The sequence below is a fragment of the Phreatobacter sp. genome (assembly GCF_027532945.1).
Taxonomy (GTDB): domain Bacteria; phylum Pseudomonadota; class Alphaproteobacteria; order Rhizobiales; family Phreatobacteraceae; genus Phreatobacter.
The window spans coordinates 95,209-107,354 of the sequence record NZ_JAPZTZ010000005.1 but is presented as its reverse complement, the minus strand read 5'-3'; the positions used below and the strand labels follow the sequence as shown (position 1 = coordinate 107,354).

Below are 12,146 nucleotides of genomic sequence, written 5' to 3'. Positions count from 1 at the left end.
CTCAGGCGGCGAGCGCCTCGCGGCCGTCATGGCCGGTCACCGTCACGGTGAGGATCGAGCCGGGCGCCACGTCGCCCGCGAGGCGGACCGGCGTGAAATGGCCGGTGCGGGCGATGCGGTCGGTCTCGGCCAGCACGGAGAAGGCGCGGCCCACCATGCCGTCGAGATGGGTGGCAAGCGCCGCCTCGCCCTTGGCCCGCAGCCGCTTCGCCCGCTCCTTCACCACATCGCGCGCCACCTGCGGCATGCGCGCCGCCGGAGTGCCCGGCCGGGGCGAGAAGGGGAAGACATGGAGGTGGGTGAGCCCGCACTCGTCGACGATGGCCAGCGACCGGGCGAACATGTCCTCGGTCTCGGTCGGGAAGCCGGCGATGATGTCGGCGCCGAAGACCATGTCGGGGCGCAGCCGGCGCACCTCGTCGCAGAAGCGGATGGCATCGTCCCTGAGGTGCCGGCGCTTCATGCGCTTCAGCACCATGTCGTCACCCGCCTGAAGCGAGAGGTGGAGATGCGGCATGAACCGTTCCTCTCCGGCGATCACCGCCATGAGATCCGGGTCGGCCTCGACGGAATCGATGGAGGAGATGCGCAGGCGCTCGAGCTCGGGCACATGGCGCAGGATGGCCTTGCAGAGCGCCCCGAGCTTCGGCTCGCCGGGCAGGCCCTGGCCGTAGCTGGTGATGTCGACGCCGGTGAGCACGACCTCGCGATAGCCGTTCTCGACCAGCTTCCTGACCTGCGCCACCACCTCGCCCATGGGCACGGAGCGGCTGTTTCCACGCCCGAACGGGATGATGCAGAAGGTGCAGCGGTGGTCACAGCCATTCTGCACCTGGACGAAGGCGCGCGAGCGTCCGGTGAGGCCATCGACGAGGTGGAGGGCCTGTTCGCGCACCGCCATGATGTCGTTGACCGCGACCTTCTCCGATGCGGCGACACCGAAATCAGGCCCCTGCGCCAGCACGCGACGCGTCTCGCCCCAGGCCTCGGCCTTCATCTTCTCGTCGTTGCCGATGACGCGATCGACCTCCGCCATCTCGGCGAAGACCTCGGGCTCGGTCTGGGCGGCGCAGCCGGTGACGATGATGCGGGCGGCCGGGTTCTCGCGCTTCAGCCGGCGGATGGCCTGCCGCGCCTGGCGCGTCGCTTCGCCGGTGACGGCGCAGGTATTGACGACGATGGCGTCCGACAGGCCGGACTCGGCGGCGAGGCGCTGCATGACTTCGGATTCCGACGTGTTCAGCCGGCAGCCGAAGGTCACGACCTCGACGGAGGGGCGGGCGGCGGACATGGGCGTCAGGCGGCCGTGGCGAAGAGCGCCGGCGCGAAGCGGCCCTCGTGCTCGACCTCGGTCGGACCGGTCATGACGACGTGGTTGTCGTCGCGCCATTCGATGAAGAGGTCGCCGCCGGGCAGCGAGACGGTGGCGGCGCGCTCCGTGCGCTTGGTGCGGGCGGCGGAGACGAGGGCGGCGCAGGCGGCCGAGCCGCAGGCCCGGGTGATGCCGACGCCGCGCTCCCAGACCCAGAGCACGATGTGGTCGCGGCTCTTGACGCCGGCGAGCGAGATGTTGGCGCGCTCGGGAAAGATCGGGTGGTTCTCCAGCATCGGCCCGATCTTCGTCAGGTCGAAGGCATAGGGATCGTCGACCCAGAAGATGGCGTGCGGATTGCCCATCGAGACGACGGAAGGCGAATGCAGGATGGGCGCGTCGATGGGCCCGATCTGCAACTCGATGGCGCGGGTGTCGCGGAATTCCTCGGCGAGCGGGATGTCCTGCCAGCCGAACTTCGGCTCGCCCATGTCGACGGAGAAGGCAGCCGGCCCGACGCGGCGGCAGGCGAGGATTCCGGCGACCGTCTCGACGAGGAAACTGTTCGATCCGTCCTCCTCGGCCAGCACCCAGGCGACACAGCGCGTCCCATTGCCGCAGGCGCCCGCCAGCGAACCGTCGGTGTTGTAGATGCGGATGAAGCAGCGGGTGCCCGGCGTGCGCGGCTTGTGCAGCACCATCATCTGGTCGAAGCGCGAACGCTCGTCGGCGGCAATGGCACGCGCTTCCGCCGCCGTGACGACATGCGCGGAGGCGCGCAGGTCGACCACGACGATCTCGTTGCCGGCGCCGTTCATCTTCCAGAACGGATGGTGGGCGAGCGGGCTCATGCCTGAAGGACCGGTCGGGGTGGCGTTGACGGGGGCCTGTGACGGCGGGGACACAATGCCTCGCGCCTATATAGGCTATCCTCGCGCTTGTCGAAATGCCCGGGGCGCGAGGCCCCGCCGAGGGGTGCGATGAGGACCAGGGCGATCATCACGACGGGCGTTGGGGGATCGATAGGCGGCCGCGCCTCGGCGGGGGTTGCGGCGTGGCTGGCGCTCGGCCTCGCTGCGGCGATGGCGCAGCCGGCGCCCACGACTCCACCCCCGGCCACTCCCGCGACCACGACGCCGGCTCCCGCCACGCCTGCTCCCACCACACCTGCACCGGTCGCCCCTCCGAGCGCCGAGGCGGCGCCGACCACACCCACCGCTCCGGCGGCCGCGGCCCCGACACCGCCTGCCCAGACACCATCTGCCCAGACACCACCTGCCACGGCGACGCCGGCAGCACCTGCGCCCACGGCCCCCGCCGCCTCGGTCCTGCCGACCGACGAGGCCATCGCGGCGGCGGGCTTTGCCGACGAGGTGACGCTGGAGGCGCGGCCCGCCCTGGTGCGCAAGGGCAAGACGAGCTGGGACGACCTCTACGGCGCCTTCCGAACCGCGATCGCCGAGTTGAAGGCGATCGCCGCGCGCGAGGGCGCCGAGATGACCGGGCCACCGATGGTGCGTTTCCTGTCGTCCTCCGACGACGCGGTGGATTTCGAGGCGATCCTGCCGGTGAAGGAGGCGGGCAAGCCTGCCAGTGCCTATGCGCCGGCCGCGCCGGGCACGACGCCGTCCGGCAAGACGCTGCGCTTCGTCCATCATGGCGGCTACGACACGATGGAGCAGACCTACGACGAGATCGCCAACCATCTCGACGAGCGCAACATCATCGCCGAGGACGCCTTCGTCGAGGAATATGTGCGCGACCCCGACACCACGCCGGAGACGGCCATGGCGATCTTCATCTACGTCTTCCCGAAGACCGCGCCGGCCCGCTGACGCAAGAGGGCCGGCGCCGCGGACACGGCACCGGCCCAGTGTTCAGCGCAGGCGTGTCAGGCCTGATCTTGCGTCGGACGCGCCGGGAAGATCTTCACGACATTGCCATTGCGCGCCTGCCACTCCTTCTCCAGCTCCAGCACCCCCATCTCCAGGCAGAAGGTGGCGGTGGCGCTGAAGCCTTTCGCCTCATAGGCGACAGCCCGCGCCGCGCCGATGAGCGCCAGCAGCGCGTCATCCGGCGTGGTCGCGTCGCCATTGAGGGGCGTGACGGGCTTGCGGTTCGTTCTCACGTGTCGATCCTCCCTTCCAGATGTGACGGTTCGTGCCAGCGCCCCTCCGGCCGGATCAGCACGGCGGGGCCGGACTGCGGCGTCAGGGCGTCAGCTTTCGCGGGGACGATCAGGTCGCCCTCGAAATAGGTGGTGTCGGTGAGGTAGCGGATGCCCTCGCCGGAGCGGCGGACGAAGCCGAAACGCTCCCAGAGCGGCGCCACGTCAGCGGCGGCATGGCCATAGAAATGGGTGTAGCCCTTGGCCCGGCCGAGATCGATGGCCGCCTGTACCAGCTTGAAGGCGAGGCGGGTACGGCGGGAGCGCGGCAGCACGGCGAGGCGCTCGACCTTGGCGAAGCCGGCAAACCACCTGATGCGCACGCATCCCGCCGGCTCGTCGCCGACATAGCCGATGAGATGGGTGGCGCTGAGGTCGTTGCCGTCCACATCCTCGCGATAGGGGATGCCCTGCTCGCCGATATAGGCGGCGGCGCGCATGGCGAGCACCATGGTGAGCTCGGACATGTCGTGCACCACCTTGATGCCGCAGCTCCCGGCCTCGACCCCCGGCACGTAGCTGTCGTAGCTTGCCACCGGCGGCGCCTGCATCGGCAGGTGCATGAGGTCCTTGAGATAATGGCGCTTGAAGGTGGCGCCCTGGACGAAACCGATGTTGAGGAAGAACTGCAGCGCGCGCTCGTTGGCGGCGCGGCAATACATCGGCAGCCCACGGTACTTGGCCGAGGTCATGCGCTCGAAGACATGGGCGATGCCGCCGGCCGTCTCGGGACCGTTCATGACGCCCCAATGGTAGACGGCGGCCGGCCGCTCGTGCTGCCGGCAGATGAACCGCAGGTCCGGATCACCCGTATCCAGACGCCCGTCAAACAGCGCGGCGTGACCGTCCTCGGTCAGCGGCAGGAAGGCGAGGAAGCCCATCGCATTGCCGGTGGTATCGTCGGTGTAGCCACCGCGGGCGAAGACCGAGATGCATTCCGGATTGTGCCGGAAGATCTCGATGACCTTCTCGGTACTGGCGAGACCCTCGATGCTGGTTCTCGCCTTGGCCATCAATTCTTCGATGATGGCGGGAGTGGGGGTGAATGCGACGATGGAGCGAGCGTAAACAGCCGGCTGGAGACTGCGAGCATTCCTGCTGCGGTTGCGATTGCGGCTAGATGAGATAGGCTCTTTACTCTGGAACATGGCAGATACCCCTGGGTTACGCGGGAACAACACAGGGATGTTCGCAAATGAGGTTGTAGCTGCATGTCCTCAAAACGCGCCGACGTGGCCCATGAAGGAGACCACATCGACACGGCCTTCAACTGGGACGATGTCCGCCTCTTCCTGATCCTCGCGCGGACCGGGAGCCTCCGGCGGGCCGCCGCAGAGGCCGCAATGTCGCGCAGCGCCTTGATGCGCCACATCGTTCACCTGGAGCAGCGGACCAATTGCGTCCTCTTCCGCCGCACCAAGCAGGGCATGGTGCTGACCGAGGAGGGCGAGAAGGTTCGCACGGCCGGCGAGGCCATGTTGCAACAGGCGCGGCTGCTGAGCCACGTCTCGCAAAGGGCCAAACCCGGGTTGCGCTCGACCGTGAAGCTCGGGATCACCGAAGGGCTCGGGACCTTCTGGCTGGTGCCGCGCATTCTCGACTTCTCGCTCGCCGAACCGACCGTGCAGGTCAGCATCAAGTGCGACATGCGGCCTACGGACATCGAGGGCCTGGAGGTCGACTTCGCCGTGCAGCTGGAGCCACCGGCGGCCGGCGACCTCATCGTCACCCGGCTCGGCTGGCTGCATATCGCCTTCTTTGCCTCCGAACGCTATGTGCGCGGCTATGGCGCGCCGGAGACGCGGGCGGACATCGCCGCCCATCCCTTCATCGAACTCGTCGCCAACCAGATTCCCAGCCAGAAGCTGCAGGCTGACGTGACGCGGGAAGACCACCGCGCCTTCGTGGGCCTGCGCGTCAACACCAGCTCGGCGCAGGTGCTGGCGGTGACCAGCGGTGCCGGGGTGACCGCGCTGCCGACCTATGCCCGCGCACTGGCGCCGAGCCTCGTCCACGTCGCCCGCGACTACCACATCCGCCGGGATATCTGGCTCGTCTACCACCCGCGCGCCGCCGACCTGCCGCATGTACGCAAAGCGATCGACTGGGTGAAGCGCTCCTTCGATCCGCAGCGCTATCCCTGGTTCGGCGAGGCCTATGTCGAGCCGGACAAGATGCAGCTGATGGCGCAGGAGCGCGGCCAGCTCTTCTCCGACTTCCAGGCAGCCGAGGCCTTCCGCTAAGGCCGCACGTCCCGCTTGCGGCGCTGCAAGCCGATTGCGGTGGCGGCGCCGGGCCCGCCACCTATCTTGGCCTCATGATACGCGGACACCGCGTCACAAGGAGGCCACCATGTCCCTCGGCATTCACCACGTCACCGCCATTTCCGGCCCGGCGCGCCGCACCCTCGCCTTCTATGGCGACATTCTCGGGCTGCGCCTGGTCAAGCAGACCGTCAACTTCGACGATCCCGGCACCTATCACCTCTATTTCGGCGACGAGGCCGGCAGCCCCGGCACGATCCTGACCTTCTTCCCCTGGGAGAATGCCGGTCCTGGCCGGCTTGGCATCGGCCAGACCCAGGAGACGGCGTTCCGCGTGCCCGCGGAGTCGCTGGGCTGGTGGACGCATCGCTTCGTCGAGAAGGGCGTCCTGCACGAGGCCATCGAGAAGCGCTTCGGCCGTTCCACCCTCGCCTTCCGCGATCCGGACGGCATGCGCCTCGCCCTTGTCGGCGTCACCGATGCGGCGAGCGAGCCGGCCTGGGCCGCCGGCCCCGTGCCGGCCGAGGCGGCGATCCGTGGCTTCGACGGCGTCTCGCTGCTGGTCGAGAAGGGCGAGAAGACGGCGGCGATCCTCACCGATGTCTTCGGCTTCGAGACGGCCGGCACCGAGGGCAACACGACGCGCTATGTCGCGCCCGGCGTCGCCATGGGCGGCATCGTCGACATCCGCGTTGCCGGCGGCTTCCTGCCCGGCCGCGAGGGTGCGGGTTCGGTGCATCACATTGCCTTCCGCGCCGCTGATGATGCGGCCCAGGAGGCCATGGTGAAGCGCCTGCGCGAGGCGCATGGCCAGCGGGTGACGGAGCAGCGGGACCGGAACTATTTCCGCTCCGTCTATTTCCGCGAACCGGGCGGCGTGCTGTTCGAGATCGCCACGGATGTTCCCGGCTTCGCCGTGGACGAGCCGGCGGCGACCCTCGGCGAGGCCCTGAAGCTGCCGGCAGGCCTCGAGCCCATGCGCGCCCGCATCGAGGCGGTGCTCCCCGCCCTCACCTGAAACCCCTGCGGGGCCGCACCGGTGCGGCCCCGCTACCCCGGAGAGACCCTCATTACCACCACCGCCACCGACATCGTCCACCGCTTCGTGCCCGGCACCGCCGCCGGTACGGCGCCGCTCCTGCTGCTGCACGGCACCGGCGGCGACGAGACCGACCTGTTGCCCCTCGGCCAGATGATCGCGCCGGGCGCAGCCCTGCTGTCGCCGCGCGGCAAAGTGCTGGAGCACGGCATGCCGCGCTTCTTTCGCCGGCTCGCAGAAGGTGTCTTCGACCACGAGGACGTCGTGCGGCGCGCCCATGAGCTCGCCGATTTCGTGACTGCCACCAGCGAGCGCCACGGCCTCGCCAGGCCGGTTGCGGTCGGCTTCTCCAACGGCGCCAACATCGCCGCGGCGATCCTGCAGCTGAGGCCCGAGGTTCTGGCCGGCGCCGTATTGATCCGCGCCATGGTGCCGCTGCCCGCGCCGCCGGCCGCGGATCTGACGGCCAAGCCGGTGCTGATCCTGTCGGGCGCCATGGACCCGATCATCCCCGAGGCCAATGCCGCTGAACTCGCCCGGCAATTGTCAGCCGCCGGAGCGGCGGTGACCCACGAGGTTCTGCCCGCCGGTCACCAGCTGACCCAGTGCGACATCACCCTGGCGCGCGACTTCCTCGCAGGCCGCTGAAACGACGAAGGGCCGCCCCGGCGGGACGGCCCCTCACGTCAAGATGGGTGGAGGCTCAGCGGGTGACGACCACCTGGGTGCCGACGCTGACGCGGTTCATCAGGTCGACCACATCCTCGTTGAGCATCCGGAAGCAACCGAAGGACGCGGCGGTGCCGACGGAGCGGCGCATGCCCTCGGTCGTGCCATGGATGGCATATTCGCCGCCGGCAAGCGTCAGGGCGCCCTCACCCATCGGATTGTTCGGCGCACCGCCGGGAATGACGTCCGGCAGATTCGGGTTGGCGCGCCGGACGACGGCGGGCGGCGACCAGGCGGGGCGCACGTGCCGGCCGTTGACGACGGTCCGGCCTTCCCACTGCTCAGAGGCGCGGCCGACGGCGACACGGTAGCGGATCGCCATGCCGTTCTCCTTGATGAGATACAGGCGCCGCTCGGAATTGCGGATGATGATGGTGCCGGGCTCGGCGTTGAAATTGACCCGGACGATTTCGCGCGCCTCGGCCTGATGCGGTGTGGAGATACCGACCATCGCGCACAAGGAGAAAGCAGCGGCCAGCACAGGCCGCTTCCAGACAGTTCCCATGACCCACTCCCAAGCCGCCCTTTCCACCCGGCGGCACGCGCCGAGGAAGACGGGCGATCGGTTTCTCTTCCCTTGTCGAGAGAGGAAAAATCGCGGCGAGAGTCAACGAGTCCTTGCTGTGCTGGAACGCCGTGGAGGAGAGTCTGTTGCACAGCCGCAACGCTTTGCCGGCGGATCGTGTGAACGGTCATAAACCATTCACCACACGACAGATTCACCAGCGATCAACCATGTCCCTCAACCGCCTGCTGAAGGCCGGCCCGCCATCCTGCCCGTCAGGCCGGAGGACGGGTCGGTGTACAGCGCGGCAGAGCCGAGACTGAAGATCCAGGACAGGCGGACGACATCCGCCCTGCTGGCGCTTTGCGGCTTCGTGGTCCTCGCCTGCCTGCCCATCGCGCTGCTCTGGTCGCTTGCCGCGGGCGATGTCACCCCCTCCGCCGCGATCCGCCCGACGCTCGCTCCGCAGCCCGTCGCGAGCGAGCCTCTGGAGCCGACCTGGCGCACCGTGGCGAACCGCCATGCCGGCTTTGATGTCGATGCGCCGCGCTGGCGATCGCTCGGCCAGGAGACGACCCTTCAGCGGCGCTCGGACGGCCTCTCCCGTGAAGTGTTCCAGTTCGGCAATGCCAGCGACTTCCGCCGCCACGCCGCCATCATCATCGACCGCGGCGAGATCGATGCGGTGAGCCCGCTCGCCGGCCTAACGGCCATGATCGCCGATCTCGGCGTGCCGGCAACCCGCGTTACCGCCAATCCGCTGCCGCTGGTCACCAAGTTCGGCCCCATGGCGACCGTCGACATGGCGATCGAGACGGAGGAGAACGGCAAGGCCTGCCTCGCCTTCGCGCTGCGCGAGGCGGAGGCCGGCATCGCCATTGCCGGATGGGTCTGCAATGGCGGGCCAGAACTGGTCAGCCGCCAGGAGGCGAGCTGCTTCGTCGACCGCGTCTTCTCCGTCGGCGTCCGCGACCAGCAGGTGGCCACGATCTTTGCCCGGGCGGAACTTGCCCGCCAGCCCTGCCCGGCGCCGCCGACCGGAGCCCAGCCGGCGCCCGTGTCCGAGCGCAATGGACGGCCGACGCCGCTGCGCCTCAACCGGCTCTGAGCCGTTTCGCGACAAGCCAGCGCGTTAACGATTCGCTCACCGTTAACCGCTCCTTAACCATGAAAATGCAGGATTACCGCCAACGCGACACGAGGAGGCGGCGATGGCGGTCGGACCGATCGGAACTGCAGCGACGGGCACGACGGGTGCCGCGGGCGACCGCGCCGGCGGCTCCAACGCGAGCGCCGTGCGCCCGGCGGAGACCGCTCCGAAGACGCGCGTCGCCAATGTCACCGTGACACTGTCGCCGGAGGCACGCCAGCATCTGTCGCGGCTGGAAGGCTTTGCGGCCACCATCGGCACGTCGAAGCAGCCGAAGCAGATGGCCAAGCCGGGCATCAACATCGACTTCCGCACCTGAGCGGAAGGCCGCGGGCGACAGCCGCCCGCGACCGGGACCCGCCTCAGCCGGCGAGGTGCTGCAGTTCCTTGATGATGGCGTCGCCCATCTGGGCCGTGCCCACCACATGGGTGTTGTCGGACTTGATGTCCGCCGTGCGCAGGCCGCTGGCCAGCACATTGGTCACCGCCTTGTCGAGCATGTCGGCGGCTTCGATGGCCTTGAACGAATAGCGCAGCGCCATCGAGAAGGACGAAATGGTGGCGATGGGGTTCGCCGCGCCCTTGCCGGCAATGTCGGGGGCCGAGCCATGGACCGGCTCATAGAGCGCCTTGCGCTGGCCGGTGACTGCGTCCTCGGCGCCGAGCGAGGCCGAGGGCAGCATGCCCAGCGAGCCGGTTAGCATGGCCGCAACGTCGGAGAGAATGTCGCCGAAGAGGTTGTCGCAGACGATGACATCGTACTGCTTCGGCCAGCGCACCAGCTGCATGGCGCAGTTGTCGGCCAGCACGTGCTCGAGCTCGACCTCGGGGAACTCCGCCTTGTGGATGCGGGTGACGACCTGCTTCCACAGCACGCCGGAGCGCATGACATTGTGCTTCTCGGCCGAGGAGACCTTGTTGCGGCGGGTCTTGGCGAGTTCGAAGGCGACTCGGGTGATCCGCTCGATCTCCGAGGTTGTGTAGAGCTGGGTGTCGACGGCGCGCTGCTGGCCGTCCTCCAGGGTGACGATCTCCTTCGGCTCGCCGAAATAGACGCCGCCGGTGAGCTCGCGGACGATGAGGATGTCGAGGCCCTCGACCACCTCGGGCTTCAGCGAGGAGGCGGCGGCGAGCGCCGGGAAGCAGATGGCCGGACGCAGGTTGGCGAAGAGGCCGAGATCCTTGCGCAGGCGCAGAAGCCCCGCCTCGGGACGCTTTGAATAGGGCACATCCGCCCACTTCGGGCCGCCGACGGCGCCAAACAGCACGGCGTCGGCAGCCTGGGCCAGCGCCATATCGCCGTTGGAGATCGCCTCGCCATGGGCGTCATAGGCGGTGCCGCCGACGAGGCCGTGCTCGGTCTCGAAAGAGGCGACGCCCTGGCGGCCGAACCAGGCGACGACCTTCTCGACCTCCGCCATGACCTCGGGGCCGATGCCGTCGCCGGGCAGGATCAGGAGCTTGTGGGTGGCCATGGGGTTTAGTCCTCGCGTGAACGTCGCGCGGCTCTAGCGCCCCGCCTGCCCAAGGGCAAGCACCTGAAAAGCAGAAGGGCGCCCCGGTGGGAGCGCCCCTCGATGATGCGATGGCCTCGCCGTCACTCGGCGGCGGAGGGTTTCTCGTTGGGGCCGCCGGCCGGATCGTCCTCGACGCGGGGGGTGCGGCGGCGGGCGCGGGGCGCCTTGGGCGCCGCCACCTCGTCGGAGGCCGCAACGGCTGCCGGGGCGCCGCCGGTGATGAAAGAAGGCAGGCCGAGGCCGACCGGCTCGTCACGCTCGGCGCGATCCTGACGCTCGGGCCGCTCGGCGCGCTCCGGGCGCTCGGGCCGGTCCGGACGATCACCGCGGAAGTCCTGGCGATCCTGACGCTCGGGGCGATCGGGACGGAAATCCTGGCGCGGCGCATCTCCAGCCGGAGCACCACCGCCCTCGCCTTCGAAGCCACCGGAGTCGCGGCGGGCCTGGCGCTCAGCGAAGCGCTCGGCGCGACGACGCTCGAAGCGCTCGCGGCGGGACTCGTAGGGACGGCCATCGGCACGCTGGCCGTCGCGGAAACCCTCTTCGCCCTCGGCGCCCGGCTCGGGCTGCTCACCGACAGCCTGGTCAGGCTGGGGACGCGGGCGATCCTGGAAGCGCTGCTGGCCGGGGAAACGATCCCCCCGGTCGCCGCGGTCGCGATCGCGGTCACGATCCCGGTCGCGGTTCTGGCCCTGGAAGTCGCGCTGACCCTGGAAGTCGCGGTTCTGGCCGCCCTGATAGTCGCGCTGGCCCTGGAAATCGCGGGGCTGGCCGCCGAAGTCGCGCGGCGGCTGCGGCTGGGGCTCGGGCTTGGCAATGGGGGATTCGAAGCGCTTGTCGAAGAGCGAGGCGAAATCGTCGTCCTCGTCGCCGTCATCGCCCTCGTCCTCGACCTGGCCTTCCTGGCGCGGCATCTGCTGCTGGCGCAGCTGCTCCTGCGCGGCGGCGATCAGACGGAAATAATGCTCGGCGTGCTGCAGGTAGCTCTCGGCGGCGACCGGGTCGCCGGAGGAGTGCGCGTCACGCGCGAGCTGCAGATACTTCTCGCCGATATGCTGCGCCGTGCCCCGGATCTTCACGTCCGGGCCGTTCGACTCGTAGCTGCGCGACAGCGGGTTCGGACCCTTGCCGCCGCGATTGTTGCGGCCGCGCATGCGCTTGTTGTTGCTGTTCCTCATGTCGGTCCTTTGTCGACCTCCTCAAGCGGAGCCCGCCACTGTCGCGCGGAGCGTCCGGATCCATCGGGCCGGGCTTTGCGGGTGTCACGGGCAATGAGCCCGGCCTCGCGGCCCTCGGCAGTCCAGTGATCTTCAGGGTTCGGGGCCACGGTCCTCGACCAGGCCCTGCGGCGCGCCTCGGGCGCCGACGTCCTACTTCCGGGTGCGGATCACGGCGCCCTTCGCGCCCCTCCGACGTTTCTAGCCCGCCAGACCTGTTTGATGTTGGGATCGACGCGCGGATAT

13 protein-coding genes are annotated in these 12,146 nt (G+C 69.1%); 6 read left to right on the top strand and 7 right to left on the bottom strand.

Annotation, left to right across the window (positions count from 1 at the left end):
• Position 1 precedes the first annotated feature (1 nt).
• Complete coding sequence (gene mtaB / locus O9344_RS04975; RefSeq protein WP_298473590.1) at positions 2-1,291, bottom strand: tRNA (N(6)-L-threonylcarbamoyladenosine(37)-C(2))-methylthiotransferase MtaB; 1,290 nt, start codon at positions 1,289-1,291, stop codon at positions 2-4.
• A 5-nt stretch (positions 1,292-1,296) separates the two neighbouring features.
• Positions 1,297-2,163, bottom strand: coding sequence for a diaminopimelate epimerase (gene dapF, locus O9344_RS04970; protein ID WP_298473587.1), 867 nt, complete (start codon positions 2,161-2,163; stop codon positions 1,297-1,299).
• A gap of 129 nt (positions 2,164-2,292) precedes the next feature.
• On the opposite strand from dapF, the gene O9344_RS04965 reads away from it, so the two are divergent.
• Positions 2,293-3,147, top strand: coding sequence for a GyrI-like domain-containing protein (locus O9344_RS04965; protein ID WP_298473584.1), 855 nt, complete (start codon positions 2,293-2,295; stop codon positions 3,145-3,147).
• Between the two features lie 56 nt (positions 3,148-3,203).
• On the opposite strand, the gene O9344_RS04960 is transcribed toward O9344_RS04965, so the two are convergent.
• Positions 3,204-3,440 (bottom strand): hypothetical protein, encoded by a 237-nt coding sequence (locus tag O9344_RS04960; RefSeq protein WP_298473581.1) that lies wholly within the window; start codon positions 3,438-3,440, stop codon positions 3,204-3,206.
• Entirely contained in the window at positions 3,437-4,492 is a 1,056-nt protein-coding gene (locus O9344_RS04955; RefSeq protein WP_298473578.1) for a GNAT family N-acetyltransferase, read from the bottom strand. Before O9344_RS04955 ends, O9344_RS04960 begins: the two co-directional genes overlap by 4 nt.
• Positions 4,493-4,690: 198 nt before the next feature.
• On the opposite strand from O9344_RS04955, the gene O9344_RS04950 reads away from it, so the two are divergent.
• From O9344_RS04950 to O9344_RS04940, 3 genes are all read left to right on the top strand, one after another.
• On the top strand, positions 4,691-5,722 hold the full coding sequence (locus O9344_RS04950; RefSeq protein WP_298473576.1) for a LysR family transcriptional regulator: 1,032 nt from the start codon (positions 4,691-4,693) through the stop codon (positions 5,720-5,722).
• A 109-nt stretch (positions 5,723-5,831) separates the two neighbouring features.
• Positions 5,832-6,761, top strand: coding sequence for a ring-cleaving dioxygenase (locus tag O9344_RS04945; protein WP_298473573.1), 930 nt, complete (start codon positions 5,832-5,834; stop codon positions 6,759-6,761).
• 72 nt (positions 6,762-6,833) lie between these two features.
• Positions 6,834-7,430, top strand: a complete 597-nt coding sequence (locus tag O9344_RS04940; RefSeq protein ID WP_298473891.1) for an alpha/beta hydrolase — start codon at positions 6,834-6,836, stop codon at positions 7,428-7,430.
• A gap of 55 nt (positions 7,431-7,485) precedes the next feature.
• Here O9344_RS04940 and O9344_RS04935 read toward each other — a convergent pair whose 3' ends face one another.
• Positions 7,486-8,016, bottom strand: a complete 531-nt coding sequence (locus O9344_RS04935) for a L,D-transpeptidase (RefSeq protein WP_298473570.1) — start codon at positions 8,014-8,016, stop codon at positions 7,486-7,488.
• A gap of 295 nt (positions 8,017-8,311) precedes the next feature.
• Between O9344_RS04935 and O9344_RS04930 the strand changes: the two genes are divergently transcribed.
• Positions 8,312-9,124, top strand: a complete 813-nt coding sequence (locus tag O9344_RS04930) for a hypothetical protein (RefSeq protein WP_298473567.1) — start codon at positions 8,312-8,314, stop codon at positions 9,122-9,124.
• Between the two features lie 103 nt (positions 9,125-9,227).
• On the top strand, positions 9,228-9,485 hold the full coding sequence (locus tag O9344_RS04925) for a hypothetical protein (RefSeq protein WP_298473564.1): 258 nt from the start codon (positions 9,228-9,230) through the stop codon (positions 9,483-9,485).
• Between the two features lie 43 nt (positions 9,486-9,528).
• On the opposite strand, the gene leuB is transcribed toward O9344_RS04925, so the two are convergent.
• Together leuB and O9344_RS04915 are read right to left on the bottom strand one after the other, a co-directional pair.
• Positions 9,529-10,641, bottom strand: a complete 1,113-nt coding sequence (gene leuB, locus O9344_RS04920) for a 3-isopropylmalate dehydrogenase (RefSeq protein WP_298473561.1) — start codon at positions 10,639-10,641, stop codon at positions 9,529-9,531.
• A 122-nt stretch (positions 10,642-10,763) separates the two neighbouring features.
• Positions 10,764-11,861, bottom strand: coding sequence for a DUF4167 domain-containing protein (locus O9344_RS04915; protein WP_298473558.1), 1,098 nt, complete (start codon positions 11,859-11,861; stop codon positions 10,764-10,766).
• Between the last annotated feature and the right edge of the window lie 285 nt (positions 11,862-12,146).